Origin of the sequence: Sphingomonas liriopis, from assembly GCF_024211255.1 — a bacterium.
GTDB lineage: Bacteria > Pseudomonadota > Alphaproteobacteria > Sphingomonadales > Sphingomonadaceae > Sphingomonas > Sphingomonas liriopis.
Genome location: NZ_JAMLDY010000025.1, coordinates 33,910 through 50,049, shown reverse-complemented (window position 1 = coordinate 50,049; position 16,140 = coordinate 33,910). Strand labels below are relative to the sequence as shown.

The 16,140-nt window shown below is 70.1% G+C and carries 14 protein-coding genes; 4 read left to right on the top strand and 10 right to left on the bottom strand.

The genetic code is table 11. From position 1 onward, the window contains the following. Nucleotides 1-189 precede the first annotated feature (189 nt). Nucleotides 190-2,799, bottom strand: a complete 2,610-nt coding sequence (gene pepN / locus M9979_RS16180) for an aminopeptidase N (protein WP_254290390.1) — start codon at nt 2,797-2,799, stop codon at nt 190-192. A gap of 209 nt (nt 2,800-3,008) precedes the next feature. Here pepN and M9979_RS16175 point away from each other — a divergent pair, with 209 nt between their 5' ends. Next, nucleotides 3,009-4,667: a M28 family peptidase gene (locus tag M9979_RS16175; protein WP_254290389.1), complete on the top strand. Its 1,659-nt coding sequence runs from the start codon at nt 3,009-3,011 to the stop codon at nt 4,665-4,667. Nucleotides 4,668-4,785: 118 nt separating this feature from the next. After that, nucleotides 4,786-5,604 carry a Rossmann-fold NAD(P)-binding domain-containing protein gene (locus tag M9979_RS16170; protein WP_254290388.1) on the top strand — a complete coding sequence of 273 codons (819 nt, stop codon included), beginning with the start codon at nt 4,786-4,788 and terminating at the stop codon, nt 5,602-5,604. Here M9979_RS16170 and M9979_RS16165 read toward each other — a convergent pair. After that, the gene (locus M9979_RS16165; protein WP_254290387.1) at nt 5,514-6,431 is read right to left on the bottom strand and encodes a DMT family transporter; all 918 of its coding nucleotides are present in this window, start codon (nt 6,429-6,431) and stop codon (nt 5,514-5,516) included. The genes M9979_RS16170 and M9979_RS16165 overlap by 91 nt on opposite strands. Beyond that, nucleotides 6,428-7,429 (bottom strand): threonine aldolase family protein, encoded by a 1,002-nt coding sequence (locus M9979_RS16160; RefSeq protein WP_254290386.1) that lies wholly within the window; start codon nt 7,427-7,429, stop codon nt 6,428-6,430. The genes M9979_RS16165 and M9979_RS16160 overlap by 4 nt, the downstream gene beginning before the upstream one ends. Nucleotides 7,430-7,523: 94 nt before the next feature. Between M9979_RS16160 and M9979_RS16155 the strand changes: the two genes are divergently transcribed. Beyond that, nucleotides 7,524-9,332, top strand: coding sequence for a DUF885 domain-containing protein (locus M9979_RS16155; protein ID WP_254290385.1), 1,809 nt, complete (start codon nt 7,524-7,526; stop codon nt 9,330-9,332). Nucleotides 9,333-9,335: 3 nt separating this feature from the next. Here the strand turns inward: M9979_RS16155 and M9979_RS16150 are convergent, their stop codons facing one another. The 4 genes from M9979_RS16150 to M9979_RS16135 all read right to left on the bottom strand — a co-directional run bounded on the left by M9979_RS16150 (nt 9,336) and on the right by M9979_RS16135 (nt 13,627). After that, a complete protein-coding gene (locus tag M9979_RS16150) occupies nt 9,336-10,043 on the bottom strand; it encodes a hypothetical protein (RefSeq protein ID WP_254290384.1) in 708 nt (235 codons plus the stop codon). A 71-nt stretch (nt 10,044-10,114) separates the two neighbouring features. Next, nucleotides 10,115-10,405 (bottom strand): hypothetical protein, encoded by a 291-nt coding sequence (locus tag M9979_RS16145; RefSeq protein ID WP_254290383.1) that lies wholly within the window; start codon nt 10,403-10,405, stop codon nt 10,115-10,117. Between the two features lie 166 nt (nt 10,406-10,571). Beyond that, nucleotides 10,572-11,228, bottom strand: coding sequence for a cell wall hydrolase (locus tag M9979_RS17385; protein WP_340689080.1), 657 nt, complete (start codon nt 11,226-11,228; stop codon nt 10,572-10,574). Between the two features lie 227 nt (nt 11,229-11,455). Then, nucleotides 11,456-13,627 (bottom strand): transglycosylase domain-containing protein, encoded by a 2,172-nt coding sequence (locus tag M9979_RS16135; protein ID WP_254290382.1) that lies wholly within the window; start codon nt 13,625-13,627, stop codon nt 11,456-11,458. Between the two features lie 109 nt (nt 13,628-13,736). Between M9979_RS16135 and M9979_RS16130 the strand changes: the two genes are divergently transcribed. Continuing rightward, nucleotides 13,737-14,321, top strand: a complete 585-nt coding sequence (locus tag M9979_RS16130; protein WP_254290381.1) for an NADPH-dependent FMN reductase — start codon at nt 13,737-13,739, stop codon at nt 14,319-14,321. 35 nt (nt 14,322-14,356) lie between these two features. On the opposite strand, the gene M9979_RS16125 is transcribed toward M9979_RS16130, so the two are convergent. The 3 genes from M9979_RS16125 to M9979_RS16115 are packed head-to-tail and all read right to left on the bottom strand — an operon-like array spanning nt 14,357 to nt 16,139. Beyond that, nucleotides 14,357-14,977: a MarC family protein gene (locus tag M9979_RS16125; RefSeq protein WP_254290380.1), complete on the bottom strand. Its 621-nt coding sequence runs from the start codon at nt 14,975-14,977 to the stop codon at nt 14,357-14,359. Further along, the gene (gene folD / locus M9979_RS16120; RefSeq protein WP_254290379.1) at nt 14,974-15,840 is read right to left on the bottom strand and encodes a bifunctional methylenetetrahydrofolate dehydrogenase/methenyltetrahydrofolate cyclohydrolase FolD; all 867 of its coding nucleotides are present in this window, start codon (nt 15,838-15,840) and stop codon (nt 14,974-14,976) included. Before folD ends, M9979_RS16125 begins: the two co-directional genes overlap by 4 nt. Next, a complete protein-coding gene (locus M9979_RS16115; RefSeq protein WP_254290378.1) occupies nt 15,837-16,139 on the bottom strand; it encodes a DUF167 domain-containing protein in 303 nt (100 codons plus the stop codon). Before M9979_RS16115 ends, folD begins: the two co-directional genes overlap by 4 nt. Between the last annotated feature and the right edge of the window lies 1 nt (nt 16,140).

The following is a 16,140-nucleotide window of genomic DNA, read 5'->3' as shown; positions in this document are numbered from 1 at the left end:
CCGCAGCGCGCTCGCCAGCCGCATCAGCTTAAACCACAATCCTCAGAGACAACCCCGGACTTGTTCCGGGGTCCACCGGGCCGCAAGCGTTTGGCCCCTCCTCGACACCCTCCGCCTCGCCGCAGAGTGGACCCCGGAACAAGTCCGGGGTGACGAAGGGCGATGGGACCGGTCGGCGAGACCCCGCCCTCACCCCAAACTCTTCGACACCTGCTCGAACATATCCTTCGACAGTCCCGGCGTCGCGACGATCCGTTCCAGTTCGCCGCGCATCAGCCCCGATCGTCCCGCATCGAACCGGCGCCAGCGCGCCAGCGGCGGCAACAGCTTCGCTGCGGTCTGCGGGTTGAGCCGGTCGAGCGCGATCAGCTGGTCGGCGAGGAAGCGATAGCCCGAACCGTCCGCCGCGTTGAACGCACGCTGGTTCGCCCCGAACGCCCCCACCAGCGACCGCGCGCGATTGGGGTTGGCGAGCGTGAAGTCGGGATGCCGCGCCAGTTCCTCCACCAGCCGCCCGGTATCGTCGCGCGACGACAGCGCCTGCGTCTGGAACCATTTGTCGATGACGAGGCCGTTGCCGGCATAGCGGTTGTAGAAGATGTCGAGCGCCGCCTCGCGCTCGTCGGACTGGCCGCTCGCCAGCGTCGTCAGCGCGCCCTGCCGGTCGGTCATATTGTCCGCCGTCTCGAACTGGCGGAAGGCAAGGCGCGCCGCATCGTCCGCGCCGCTCGCCGCGATATAGCCGAGCGCGACCGAGCGCAGCCGGCGCAGACCCTTGGCCGCCGGCGTATAGACGTACGGCCCCGCCGGCGCCTGGTCGTAGGCATGGCGCCACTGGTCCGACAGCCGCCGACCGAGCGCCCCGCGCAGGTCTTCGCGGGCCCGGAAGATCGCCTCGGGATCGACGCTCGCCAGCTGGTCGCCGATGAAGCTCTCCGACGGCAGCAGCACCGCCTCCGCGACGAACGCGGGATCGAGATCGGCGTCGGCGAGCGTGTTGGCGACCGCGGTCACCACCGCATCGTGATCGGCGCGCCCCTCGACCGCCGCGGCGACCAGCGTATCGAGCATCAGCTGCTGCATCGCCTCGTACCGGGCGAAGGGATCGTCGTCGTGCGCGCTGAGGAAGGCCAGCTCACGCGCGCTGCGATCGCTCTCGATGATGACCGGGGTCGAGAAACCGCGGTTGATCGACAGCACGGGACGTTCGGTGATGCCGTCGAACACGATCGTGCTCGCCGGCTGGTCGAGCAGCACGAGCTGTTCGGGGCCGAGTGGCCGCCCCGTCTCCCCCCCGAACAGCCGCAGCTTGAGCGGCAGCACCATCGGCTGCTTGTCGGGCTGCCCCGGCGTGCCGGGCACATGCTGCGCCAGCCGCAGCGTCGCGCGCCCCTCGCCCGCCTGATGCGACAGGCTGGCGGCGACGCGCGGCGTGCCCGCCTGGCTGTACCACAAGCGGAACTGGCCCAAGTTGACGCCGCCAGCCTCTTCCATGCAGGCGACGAAGTCCTCGCACGTCGCCGCGGTGCCGTCGAAGCGGTCGAAGTACAGGTCGGTGCCGGCGCGGAACCCCTGCGGCCCCAAAATGGTCGCCATCATCCGGATCAGCTCGGCGCCCTTGTTGTAGATCGTCGCCGTGTAGAAATTGCTGATCTCGAGATAGCTGTCGGGGCGCACCGGATGCGCGAGCGGCCCGGCATCCTCGGGGAATTGCGCGGCGCGCAGCCCCCGCACGTCCTCGATCCGCTTGACCGCCGCCGAGCCTTGGTCGGCGGAGAAGCCCTGATCGCGATAGACGGTGAAGCCTTCCTTCAAGGACAGCTGGAACCAGTCGCGGCAGGTGATGCGGTTGCCCGACCAGTTGTGGAAATATTCATGCGCCACCACGGCGGCGATCGCATCGTAATCGTAATCGGTCGCGGTGTCGGGATCGGCAAGGATGTAGCGGCTGTTGAAGATGTTCAGCCCCTTGTTCTCCATCGCGCCGAAGTTGAAATCGTCGACCGCGACGATGTTGAACACGTCGAGGTCATATTCGCGCCCATAGACGCGCTCGTCCCACGCCATCGACAGCTTGAGCGCGTGGAGCGCGTGATGCGTCTTGTCGATGTCGGCGGCACGCACCCAGATGCCGAGCTGCACGTCGCGCCCCGATTGCGTCGTGAAGCTGCCGCGGTTGACCGCGAGGTCGCCGGCGACCAGCGCGAAGAGGTAGGAGGGCTTGGGGAAGGGATCGTTCCACTCCGCCCAATGCCGCCCGTCGGGCAGGTCACCGGCATCGACCGGATCGCCGTTGGCGAGCAGCACCGGATAGCGCGCCTTGTCCGCGACCAGCCGCACGGCATAGCGGCTCAGCACGTCGGGCCGGTCGGGGAAATAGGTGATGCGGCGGAAGCCCTCCGCCTCGCATTGCGTGCACAGATTGCCGCCGCTCGCGTAGAGACCCATCAGCTGGGTGTTGCGCTCGGGCGCGATCTCGACTTCGGTCTCGATCGCATGCGCATCGCCTGACAGCGGGATCACCAGCTGTTCGCCCTCGATCCGCCAGTCGTTCACCGCGACGCCGTCGACGCGCACCGCCAGCGGCTCCTGCCCCGCGCCGTCGAGCCGCAGCGGTTCGGCATGCTCGCCGTTGCGCGCCACGCTCAGCGTCGCGGTGACCCGCGTCGTCGCGGGGTCGAGGTCGAACACCAGCCGCGTCTCGGGCACCGTCCAGGCGGGCGGGCGGTAATCGTGCCGGCTGATCGCGCCGTCACTGGCGGGAGCGGGCTGGGCGATGGCGTGCGAGACGTCGAGCATGCGTCCTTTATAGGATCGCAGGCGCGGGCTGCCAGTCATTCCGGCGGTCGCCCTCACCCTTCCCACCCGGCTGCGCCGGGCGGGCCCCTTCCCTCTCCCATCGGGAGAGGGAGAGACGCCGAAGGCGGCGATGGGCGAGGGTGAGGGTGATCTTGCCACCATCCCACACACTGTTACGCTACGGCCATACAGCTTTCAGGATTTCCCGCATGATGCGTCCTTTCACCGCGCTCGCCGCGCTGGCCCTCGCGACGCCCGCGTTCGCGCAAACTCGAGACGCCGCCACCATCAACGCCCTGCTCGCGCAGCCCTTGCCCGCCGATCAGGCGGCGATGAAGGCGCATGTGATGTTCCTCGCCTCCGACGCGCTGCGGGGCCGCGAGGCAGGCAGCGCCGAATATGACATCGCCGCGCAATATGTCGCCGCGCAATTCTACGCCGCGGGGCTGCGCCCGGCGGGCGACGACGGCGGCTATCTGCAGCGCGTGCCGCTGGTCGTCTACAAGGCGGCCGACAAGGGCGCGATGAGCTGGTCGGGCAAACCACTGGTCTTCGCCGAGGATTACATCCCCGCCGCCAACCCGGCGCGCGCGGAGACCACCGTCACCGCACCGGTCGTCTTCGCCGGCCGCGGCATCGTCGCGCCGCAATTGGGCGTCGACGATTATGCCGGCGTCGACGTCCGCGGCAAGATCGTCGCGATCTTCGCGGGGTCGCCGACGCGCTTTCCGGGCGAGGAACGCTCCTATTTCGCCTCCGCCGCGACCAAGGCGCAGATCGCCGCCGCGCGTGGCGCGGTCGGCATCGTCATGCTCGACGCGCCCCGCGCCGGGCCGCGCCAGCGCCCCTTCGCCGCGCTCGCCGCCGGATACGCCAACCCCAAGACGACCTGGGCGATGCCCGACGGCACCGGCACCAGCGCCGCACCCACCACGCCGGTGCTCGGCACCCTGAGCCAGGCCGCCGCGGCGAAGCTGTTCGCCGGCGCCGCCACCCCCTGGTCGGCGATCGTCGCCTTGGCGCAGACCGACGACCCGCGCTACGCCCCGGTGCCGCTCGTCGGCACGCTGACCGCGAGGACGCGCACCGCCTTCACGCCGGGCGCGAGCAGCAACGTCGTCGGCATCGTCCCCGGCGCCGATCCGGTGCTGGGCAAGGAAGTGGTGATCCTGTCCGCGCACCTCGACCATATCGGCGTGTCGCCCGCACGCCCCGACGACGCGCCCGGCCGCGACCGGATCAACAACGGCGCGCTCGACAATGCGATCGGCATCGCCAGCCTGATCGAGGAGGCGAAACGCTTCGCCACCGCGCCCACCCGGCCGAAGCGCACCGTCATGTTCCTGGCGGTGACCGGCGAGGAAAAGGGGCTCATCGGATCGAGCTGGTTCGTCGACCACTCGACCGTGCCGCTCGGTGCAATCGTCGCCGACGTCAATCTCGACATGCCGGTGCTGCTCTACAAGTTCGAGGACATGATCGCCTTCGGTGCCGACCGCTCGACGCTCGGCCCGATTGTGAGACGCGCGGTCAACGCCGTCGGCGTCGGCCTGTCGCCCGATCCGATGCCCGAACAGGGGTTCTTCACCCGGTCGGACCATTTCAACTTCGTCCGCAAGGGCATCCCCGCGGTCTTCCTGTGGCCCGGCATCAAGGGCGCCGGCAAGGCGCCGTTCGAGGACTTCCTGTCCAACCGCTACCACCGCCCCGGCGATGACCTGACCCAGCCGATCCTGTGGGACCAGGGTGTCCGCTTCGTCGCGACCAATTACGCGATCGCCCGCGAGATCGCCGACGCGGCCGTCCGGCCGCTGTGGAACACGGGCGACTATTTCGGCACGACCTACAAGGGGCCGATGGCGAAGTGAGGGCGCTACGTCCCGTCCCGTTCGCCCTGAGCCTGTCGACGGGCTGCTTTCCTCGAGCGGACACGCCCCTGGAAAGAGGGCTTCGACAGGCTCAGCCCGAACGGACGTGGGCCCAGCGATGCTCCTGATCTTCGGCCTCGGCTACACCGCCACCCGCATCGCCGCCGCCTGGCCCGGCGCCAGCCTCGGCACGACCCGCGACGGCCGCGACGGGACCTTGCGCTTCGACGACGAGGCCGCCGTACGCCCCGTGCTCGCCGCGGCGACGCATATCCTCTCCTCCGTCCCGCCGCAGGACGATGCCGACCCCGTCCTCGCCCGTTACGGCGATGCGCTGGAGGGCCGCTGGCTCGGCTATCTGTCCTCGACCGGCGTCTATGGCGATTCGGGCGGTGCCTGGGTCGACGAGAGCGCGCCGACCGGCACCGGCCGCCGCTCCGCGCGCGCCGCGGCCGACATGGAATGGCTGGAGCGCGGCGCGCGCGTCTTCCGCCTGCCCGGCATATACGGCCCCGGCCGCTCGCCGCTGACCCGCGTGGCGGAAGGCAAGGCGCACCGCGTCGGACTGCCCGATCAGGTCTTCAGCCGCATCCACGTCGACGACATCGTCGCCGGCCTGCTGGCCGCGCGCGACGCGCCGGCGGGCGCCTACAATCTCGCCGACGATCATCCGTGCCCGCAGGACGACGTCGTCGCCTTCGCCGCGCAGCTGCTCCGCCTGCCGCCACCGCCGCTCGTCGCGCTGGAGACGCTCTCGCCGATGGCGCGCGGTTTCTATGCCGAGAACCGCCGCGTCGCCAACGGCAAGGCGAAGCGCGTGCTCGGCTGGCGCCCGGCGTACCCCGACTATCGGTTGGGCCTGCGCGCCCTCAACGCGATGACCAGCCCGACCCCCGCGAGCCCCGCGCCCGCCCCCGCGAGCGGCGACCAGCGATAGCCCTCGAACACCGTCGACAGCAGCATCGCGATCACCGGCACGATGACGCTCGAATAGGCGGCCTTGGCCGGCCCGATGACGCGCAGCACGCGATAATAGAGCGGGAAGGCGAGCGCCGATCCGGCGAGGCCGAGCCACAGGATGCCCGCCCAATAGGCCGGCCGCGCCTCGACCACCGGCGGCCCGGTCAGCCACCACGCGATCGCGCCGTCGATCGCCGCGCCGATCAGCATCGCCACCGCCAGCGTCGCCATCATCGGATAGCGTTTGGCGGTCGGCGTCGCCTGCAGCACATTGGCCATCGATGCGGCGAGGATCGCGACGGCGGTGAAGCCGATCCCTGCCAGCGTCGCCGCCGTGCCCGCCGGCCCGACCCGTGCCTCGTGCAGAAACAGCAACGCGATCCCCGCCATCGCCACCGCCGATCCCGCGATCAGCTGCCCGCCCATCCGTTGCCCCAGCAGCACGCGGGCGAACAGCGCATTGGGCACCAGCAGCATCGCGAACACCACCGCGACGAGGCCGGATGTGATGTGATGCTCCGCCCGATAGACGAAGTTGAAGTTGAGGCAGAATTGCAGCACGCCCACCGCCGCCGCGAACGCCCAGCCGCGCGCGTCGAGCGCGAAGCGTTCGCCCCTGACCTTCGCGACCACCGCCATCGCGAGGCCGGCGACGATGAAGCGATAGGTCACCGACCAGCTCGGCGGCACCACGCCCAGCTGGTCGCGGATCACCAGCCACGTCGATCCCCAGATCAGCGTGACGATCGCGAAGGGGACGAGGATCGCCGCGCGCGTCGATGCCGGCGGCGGCGCCTCGCTCACAGCTGCCCGATCGCCTGCGCGAGCGCCGCGACCTGATCCGCCGGGCTGTCCCACGCGGTCACCAGCCGGATCTCGCCCGCCGCCCAATCGTAGAAGTCGAAGCCCTTCGCGCGCAGCGCCGCCGCTTCGTCGGGGGTCGCGCGCAGGAACACCTCGTTCGCCTCGACCGGATGGACCAGCCGCGCGCCCGCCGCGGCGGCGAGTTCGGCCGCGCGCGCATTGGCGGCGCGGGCATTGTCGAGCCACAGGTCGTCGTCCAGCATCGCCAGCACCTGCGCGGCGAGATAGCGGCCCTTGGAGAACAACAGCCCCGCGCGCTTGCGGCGATAGCGGGTCACGTCGGCGAGGGCCGGCGTGAAGAACACCAGCAATTCCGCGCTCATCGCGCCGTTCTTGACGAAGCCGAAGCTCAGCGCATCGACCCCCGCTTCCCACGTCACCGCCGCCGGCGTGCAGCCCAACGTCGCCACCGCATTGGCGAAGCGCGCGCCGTCCATGTGCAGCCCCAGCCCGCGCGCCTTCGCGAGGCCGCCGATCGCCGCGACCTCGTCGGGCGTATAGACGCGGCCATATTCGGTGGCGTTGGTGATCGAGATCGCATGCGGCTGGACACGGTGCACGTCGTCCGGGATCGCGTCGATCACGTCGGCGATGCTCGCCGGGGTCAGCTTCGCGCCCTTGCCGTCCGCCAGGAATAATTTGGCCCCGTGCGTATAGAACTCCGGCGCACCGCCCTCGTCGTTCTGGATGTGCGCGTCGCGGTGGCAGACGATGCCGCCGTGCGGTGGGCAGAGCGCGGCGAGCGCCAGGCAATTGGCCGCGGTTCCGGTCGGCACCCACAACGCCGCGACATCGGTGCCGAACAGCGCCGACAGCCGCGCGTCGAGCCCCTGCGAGCGCGCATCGCCGTCGTAGGCGGTGTCGAGCGTGTTGGCCGCGGCCAGCGCCGCCATCACCTGCGGGTGAACGGGCGCGGCATTGTCGGAGAAGAAGCGCATGGGCGTTGCCTTGCGGCGCGGGCGCGGCAGCGTCAACCATGGCTATCGCCAATCGCCGCCACGCTGGTACAGGACGCCGCAAAGGGGATTATCGATGCGCCATCTCGCCGCCGCGGCTCTGCTGCTCGCCACCGTCGCCACGCCCGCGCTGGGACAGGCGCTGCCGCCCCCCGTCGCGCTGCCCGGCGACGGCGCGGAGGACATGAAGCTCAAGCGGCTGTTCTACGACAGCGACGAACGCGACCTCGCGCTCGATCCGATCTCGGCGATCCTGCGCGGCGACATGCGCTATGCCGACCAGTTCGGCGACTATCTGACCGACTCCGCGACGGCGCGCGAGCAGCGCAACCTCGAATCCGACCTCGCCGCATTGAAGGCGATCGATCGCGCGAAGCTCACCCGCGTCGACCAGCTCGCCTACGACGTCTTCCGCAACACCGCGGAGGTCAATCTGCGCGGCTACACGCCCGCGATCCAGTCGATCCAGCGGCTGCTGCCGATCAACCATTTCGGCGGCATCCAGACCTTCTACCCCGATTTCGCCAGCGGCAAGGGCGGCGCGCCGTTCAAGACGGTCGCCGACTACGACAACAACCTGAAGCGCAACATCGGCTATGCCGCGCTGTACGACCGCGCGATCGCGCGTTTCCGTGAAGGCATGGCCAGGGGCGTCGTCCACCCGCGCCTCGTCGTCGAGAACATGATCGCGCAGTTCGACGCGCTGATCGCGCAAGGGGTGCAAGGCTCGGTCTTCTACGCCCCCGTCACCATGTTCCCGGACACCATCCCCGCCGCCGACCGCCAGCGGCTGACCGCCGCTTATGCCGCGCAGGTCCGCGACGTCATCACGCCGGCGCACGTCAGGATGCGCGATTTCCTCAAGACCGAATATCTGCCAAAGGCACGCGCCACCGTCGGCCTGTCGGCGATGCCCGGCGGCGACGCGCTCTACGCCTATCGCATCGAACAGAACACGACGCTGCCGCTGAAGGCGGAGGACGTCCACCAGCTCGGCCTGTCCGAGGTCGCGCGCATCACCGCCGCGATGGAACAGCAGAAGACCGCCGCCGGCTTCAAGGGCACGCTGCCCGAATTCTTCACCTATCTGCGCACCGAAAAGCGCTTCCAGCCGACCAGCGCCGACGAGGTCCGCCGCGATTACGAGAGCATCGGCAAGCGCATCGACGCGCGCATCCGCGACCAGTTCGCGCTCATCCCGAAGACCCCGCTCGAGATCCGCCCGGTCCCCGATTATCGCGCGAAAGGCGATGCGGCGGGCAGCTATCAGGACGGCACGCCCGACGGCAAGCGTCCGGGCATCTTCTACTACAACACCTACGACCTCCCCAGCCGCTACACCTGGGGGATGGAGACATTGTACCTGCACGAAGCGGTGCCGGGGCATCATTTCCAGATTGCCCTCGCGCAGGAAAACACCGCGCTGCCCGCGTTCATGCGCTTCGGCGGCAACACCGCCTATGTCGAGGGCTGGGCGCTCTATGCGGAAACCCTGTGGAAGCCGCTCGGCATGGAGACCGATCCCTACCAGCGGATGGGCGGCCTCAACGACGAGATGCTGCGCGCGATGCGCCTCGTCGTCGACACCGGCATCCACGCCAAGGGCTGGAGCCGCGACCAGGCGATCGCCTACATGCTGGCGAACTCGCCGATGCCGAAGACCGACGCCACCGCCGAGGTCGAACGCTATATCGCGATTCCGGGGCAGGCGCTCGCCTACAAGATCGGCCAGCTGACCATCCTGAAGCTGAAGGCGGAGGCGCAGGCGAAACAGGGCGCCGCCTTCGATCCCCGCGCCTTCCACGCCGCGGTGCTCGACAGCGGCGCGCTGCCGATGCCGGTGCTGGAGGCGAAGCTGCGCGGCTGGATGGCGGGGGTGAAGTAGCCGCTACGCCCCCTCCGCCCGTGTCACCTTGCCCGCGGCATCGAGGAATTCGATCCGCGCGGTGCCCGCCCTGGTGACGCGCAGGCGGAGGCGCACCCGCCCCATCCCGTCCTGCAGGTTCAGCAGGGCATCGCCATCGCGGTCCTTGCCGAAGAAGGCGCGGTCGCGCCCGAACGTGCCCGCCGCCTTCATCCGCTGCACCGCCGCCTCGCGCGCCGCGGGGGTGAGCGGATCGAGCCGCCGGATCGCGGCGACGTCGAGCGGTGCGTCGGGACGGTCGGCGATACGCAGCCCGGCATTGCGCCCGGCCGCATCCTCGTTCTGCTCGAGCGCCACCACCTGATCCTGTTCGTACTGGTCGAAGCTGAGGTGGCCGAAGCCGGTGGCGCGACCGTCGGTCCTGCGCCCGCCGAAGATCAGCCCGCCATTCTCGGTGCCTTCGTCGTTGTAGAACAGCATGCCCGCCGCATCGGCTCGCCCGGGATGCGGCTGTTCGCGTCCGCGGATGACGAGGCCGGGAAAGCGGTCGCGGGCCGCGATCACCATCCGCAGCGTGCCGTCGCGCTCGCGCAGGTTGATCCGCCGCACGTCGAGCGTGTCGATTCCCCGCGCCGCCGGCGGGGCCGTCGCCCCGGTCACGATGGCCCAGCCCAGCGCGAGCGTCAGCCCGCCCGCATAGAGGATCAACGCCCGCGTCGCATCGAACCGCATCGCCGCCACTCCCTGTTGGAAGCGTCAGTCTAGCGCGGGGCGACCATCCGGCCAGCGCGATTCCGCGCGGGTCAGCCCATTCGTTCGGTCAGCACGATCTCGCCCTCGACCTCGATATCCTCGTCGTCGTCGAGGCCACTGTCCTCGGGCAGCTCGAACTCGGCGCTCCAGTCGTAGGTCTTGGACGCGCCGCCCTCGACCCACACGCGCACCGCGCCGCTGGTGATCGCGCCGCCCATCGCGCCGACGAAGTCGGTGACGATCGCATCCGCCGCGCTTTCGTGGTCGCTCGCGCCGGGAATGCTCGCCGCCTCGACCTCCTCGTCCATCTCGATCAGCTGCGCCCAATATCGTTTCGCCATGTCGCTCGTCCTTCGTTGATCCCCCGCCATGCCAGATCGCGCGCGCGAAGGCTCCGGCTAAAGCTGTCGCGGCGCTCAGAGAAGCGTACCGAAGAAGAGCTGTGTTCGCGCGGAGGCGCGGGGGGCACAGAGATGACGCGCTTGCCGTGCCGAAGGCCGATCCGGCCTAGGCGTGCCGCGCGCGGACGTAGAACAGGTGCGAGCGGACCCGCGCCACCTTGACCAATGTGTCGCGCCAATAGGGGACCATCCAGTCGGTATGGTAGTGCGTCGCCCGCCCGACCTCGGCAAAGACCTCGCCGGCAAGCGCCCGCCGCGCCGCCCGCCGCGCCTGTCCCCAGCCCAGATGCACCGGCCGCCGCGCGACCGATCCGTCGCAGGTGAACGAGAACTGGCAGCCGGTGGCCCGCCCCGACCCCTGATAGACCACGCCGCACACCGTCTTGGGGAAGCCCGGCGCGGCGACGCGGTTGAGGATCACCTGGATCACCGCCCGCTGCCCCCGCACGTCGTCGCCCGCCTCGTACAGCGCCGCCGTCGCGAGGCATTCCACCGCCTGCGCCCGTGCCGCCGGCCCGCCGCGGAAGCGATAGCGCGCCGCGGATCGCCTCAGGTCGGTTTCGATCGGCACGCGCGCATTCGACGCCCGCGCCTCCGCCATGGTCAGCGGCTTCGCCGCCGGCCCGCCCGCCGGCCGCCACGGCCCGAGCGATCCGGCCACAACGACGATCCCCGCGACGACGAACAGCAACAGCAGCCAGCGTTCGGCGGCAAGATCGTGCGACGTGCGACGCCGCCGGGAAGAGGTGCGTCGCTGCGCCATGGCGGCGGTCTAGCCGAGATGGACGGCGATGCCAGCTTGGATGCGCGAGTCTCCGGCCGCCAACACCACTCCCTCGTCACCCCGGACTTGTTCCGGGGTCCACTCTGCGGCGAGGCGCAGGGCATGAGCCTCTTGCCTTGCCCGCGCGGACGGGTGGACCCCGGAACAAGTCCGGGGTGACGCAGGAGTTGGAACGACGGTCGCAGCAACAGGTCGAACGCGCGCGCCTACTGCTCCCCGCCCTCGTCACCCTCATCGCCACGCCGGTCGCGCGGCGGCGGGCCCTGCGGCGCGGGCGGGGCGCGGTCGCGACCGGGAGTGATGCTGATGCTGCCGTCGCGGCCCATCTTCATCTGCAACCCGAAGACGTCGGCCTCGCCCTGGATCGGTGGGATCGGCGCGCCCTCCGCATCCTCCATCCCTTCCTCGGGGCCGACGACCGCCTCGGGATCGATCGCATTCTCCTCGACCACCACCGGCGCCTCGACCGGTGCGATGTGCAGCGCCGACACCATGAACTGCCGCCACAGCTGCGCCGGGATGCCGCCGCCGTGCAGCCCAGGGTTGGGCGAGCTGTCGTCGTTGCCGACCCACACGCCGACGACCAGATCGCCCGCGAAGCCGATGAACCACGCATCGCGGCTCTGCTGCGACGTCCCCGTCTTGCCATAGGCGGGCAGCGTCAGCACCGCCTCGCGCCCCGTGCCGCGCAACGACGACGAAAGCAGGTCGAGCATCTTCTCGCGGATATCGTCGGGCATCTTCGTCGTGCCGCCCGTCAGCGACTGCAGCCAGCTCTTGTCGGTCTTGCTCTCCTCCAGCCCGCGCGGATGCACCGGATAGGTGCCGTTGGCGATCCCCGCATAGGCGGCGGTCAGTTCGAGCAGCGAGACCTCCGCGGTGCCGAGGCCGATGGTGGCCTCGTTGGGGATCGGGGTCGAGATGCCGAGGTCGCGCGCCGCCTTGATGACGTTGCGCACGCCGACTTCCTGCGTCAGCCGCGCCGCGACGACGTTGCTCGAACGGGCGAAGGCGCGGCGCAGCGGGATCTGGCCGAGGTAGCGACCGTCGTCGTTCTTCGGCTTCCACCCGGCGATCTCGACCGGATTGTCGTCGGCCATCGTGTCGGGGGTCATCCCCGCACGCATCGCGGCGAGATAGACGAACAATTTGAACGTCGATCCCGGCTGGCGGCGCGCCTGCGTCGCGCGGTTGAACGGGCTCTTGGCGTAATCCTTGCCGCCGACCATCGCGACGACGCGGCCGTCGGTACGCATCGCGACGATCGCCGCCTGCGCCTGGCGCAGCCCCGCCTGGCGGATCACCCGCTCGGCGGTGTTCTGCAGCCGGCGGTCGAGCGTCGTCTTCACCGTCGCCTCGGTCTTGATCTCGCCCGCCTGATCGCGCGCCTCGGGCAGCACCCAGTCGGCGAAATAGGTGCCGCTCGGCAGCTGCGTCGGCCGGCTCGCCAGCACGCGCTGCGGCTGAACCTCGTCGCCTTCCGCCTTGGTCAGGAAACCGGCGTCGACCATCGCGCGCACGACGAGCATCTCGCGCTTGCGCGCGCCTTCGAGGTTGCCGGTCGGCGCCAGCCGCGAAGGCGCCTTGACCAGCCCCGCCAGCATCGCCGCCTGCCCGATGTTCATCTTTTCCGGCTCGCGTCCGAAATAGTGTTTCGACGCGGCGCGCAGGCCATAGACGTTGTCGCCGAAATAGACGTTCGACAGATAGCGTGACAGGATCTCGTCCTTCGACAGCCATGCCTCGAGCCAGAAGGCGATCATGACCTCGCGGAGCTTGCGCGCCGCGGTGCGATCCGAATCGAGGAAGGCGTTCTTGGCGAGCTGCTGCGTGATCGTGCTGCCGCCCTCGCGCACGCCGCCCGACCCGACGTTGTGAACGAAGGCGCGCAGGATGCCGCGCGGATCGACCCCCCAGTGCGAACGAAAGCGGCGATCCTCGATCGCCAGGAACGCCTCCGTGACGTGCGGCGGCAGCTTGGCGGCATCGACCGGCGCGCCGATGATCGCGCCGCGCCGCGCAATCGGCTGGTCGTCGGCGGCGGTCAGCGTGATCGACGGCGGTGTCAGTGGTTTGAGCGATTGGCTGAGCGGTGCCTTCACGGCAAGCCAGCCGATCGCCAGCACCAGCAGGATGATCCCCGCCGCGATCCCGCGCAGGATCCAGCGGCCGATGTTGCGCGGACGGCGCGGCGGCGTGCTGTCGCCGTCGGGCGCATCGCTCGCGAAATCGTCGAACCGTCCGCTCAGCCGCGGATCGGGCGCGCGTTCGCGCGGCGGCACCACAGGTTCGTCGTCCAGCCGGTAGCGCTGGCCGATCGCGCGGCGCGAGGTATCGACAGGATCGTGACGCATCGGCTCGTCCCAGCGGTCAGCCATAAGGTGTATTATAATCCTAAAACAGCTGGCGCAAGGGCTTCGGTCTGCGTGACGCCATCGAGTTTACCTTGGCTGGCGCCGTCCGTCGAGCCGCGCTATCGCACCCGGCATGGCCGTTGATCCCGCTTCCCCCCCGCTCGTCGTCGGCATCGGCGGCACGATCGGCGGCATCTCGTCGACCGAACGCGCGCTGCGCATCGCGCTCGACGCGGCGGAGCGCGAGGGCTTTCACACCCGCATGTTCGGCGGTGCCGACATGGCGCGGCTGCCGCTCTACGACCCCCGCGCCACCACGCGCACCGCCGACGAGCAGGCGTTCGTCGCGGCGGTGCGCGAGGCGTCGGCGGTCATCATCGCCAGCCCCGGCTATCACGGCAGCATCTCGGGCGTGGTCAAGAACGCGCTCGACCTGCTCGAGGAGACGGCGAAGGACGATCGCCCCTATCTCGCCGACATGCCGGTCGGGCTGATCGCCACCGCTTATGGCTGGCAGGCGACCGGATCGACGATCGCCGCGCTGCGCTCGATCGTCCATGCCCTGCGCGGATGGCCGACGCCCTTCGCCGCGGCGATCAACACGCAGGTCACCAAATTCGACGCCGAGGGCGGCGCGAGCGATCCCGCGGTGGTGGAACAGCTCAGCATGATCGGCCGCCAGGTCGCCCGCTTCGCGCCGCTGGTCGCCGCAAGCTGACGGCTTCCTCACCGTTCGTGTGAACGTGTGTCGCCTTACCGCAAACTGACCTGCAACCCGTCCATCACGAACTGCACCGCCAGCGCCGCCAGCAGTACGCCGAGCAGCCGCGTGATGACCGCCTCGATCCGCGCGCCCAGCAACCGCATCAGCGGCCCCGCGGCGAGCAGCGCGACCAGCGTCAGCACCAGAATCGTGCCCAACGCGGCAAGCACCACCGCGGTCGCCTCCACCCCGTTGGTGCGCGCCATCAGCAGCATGACCGAGGCGATCGACCCCGGCCCGGCGATCATCGGCATCGCCATCGGAAAGATCGACACGTCCTCGACCTCGGGATCGCGCGCCACCTCGGCGGCGCGGTCCTCGCGGCGCTGCGTGCGTTTCTCGAACACCATTTCGAGCGCGATCAGGAACAGCATGATGCCGCCCGCGATGCGAAAGCTCGCCAGGCTGATGCCGAGCCCGCGCAGCAAATCCTCGCCGACCAGCGCGAAGACGAGCAGGATCGCCGAGGCGACACCGACCGCGCGGATCGCCATCGTCCGCCGCTGCGCCGCCGACGCGCCTGCCGACAGGCCGGCATAGATCGGCGCGCAGCCGAGCGGATCGATGATGACGAAGAAGGTGATGAGCGTCGAGACGAACAGCTCGATCACAGCCTCGCCTCCACGCCATCCCGGCGGCAGGCGGAGACATAGGTGTTGCGGATCAGGCAGGCGATCGTCATCGGCCCGACCCCGCCCGGCACCGGCGTGATCGCGCCCGCGACCTGGGCGGCCGCGGCGAAGTCGACGTCGCCGACGAGGCCCGCATCGGTGCGGTTGATGCCGACGTCGATCACGGTGGCGCCGGGCTTGATCCAGTCGCCGCGGATGAACTGCGGGATGCCGACCGCGGCGACCACGATGTCCGCCTGACGGGTATGCCCGAAGACGTCGCGGGTGCGGCTGTGGACGATCGTCACCGTGCAGCTCTGCTGGAGCAGCAATTGCGCCATCGGCTTGCCGACGATGTTCGAGCGGCCGACGACCACCGCCTCCAGCCCCGCCAGATGCGGGTGGACGTCCTGCAGCAGCATCAGGCAACCCAGGGGCGTACACGGTACGAAGCCCTCGGCGCCGATCGCCAGCCGCCCGGCGTTGACCGGGTGGAAGCCATCGACGTCCTTGTCCGGGTCGATCGCGAGCAGCACGGCCTGCGCATCGATATGCGCCGGCAGCGGCAGCTGGACGAGGATGCCATCGACCGCCGGATCGGCGTTGAGCCGCGCCACCAGCGCCAGCAGCACGTCCGAGGTCGTATCGGCGGGCAGGCGATGCTCGAAGCTCTCCATGCCCGCGTCACGCGTCGCCTTGCCCTTGTTGCGGACGTAGACGGCCGACGCGGGGTCCTCGCCGACCAGCACGACGGCGAGGCCCGGCGCACGGCCGGTGGCGGCGCGGAAGGTCGCGACCTGCGCGGCGACGCGGGTGCGGAGCGCAAGGGCGTGCGCCTTGCCGTCGATGATCGTGGCGGTCATGCCGCGGCCTCATAGAGGCTGGCGGCGATCTTCGCCAGCGCGGCCGGATCGCCGGCGACGTGCAGCCGCTTCACCCGCGCCGTCTCGCCCGCGACCAGCGTCACCGCACGCTTCGCCACGCCGAACCGGTCGGCGACCAGCGCGATCAGCGCCGCATTCGCCTTGCCATCGACCGGCGCCGCGGCGAGCCGCGCGGCAAGATGCTCGTCCGTCCCCGCAACCAGCGCGTTACGCCTGCCGCGCGGCGTCACCCGGACGGCCAGCACGATACCGTCGTCGCGCGCGGCCCACGCCGGCACG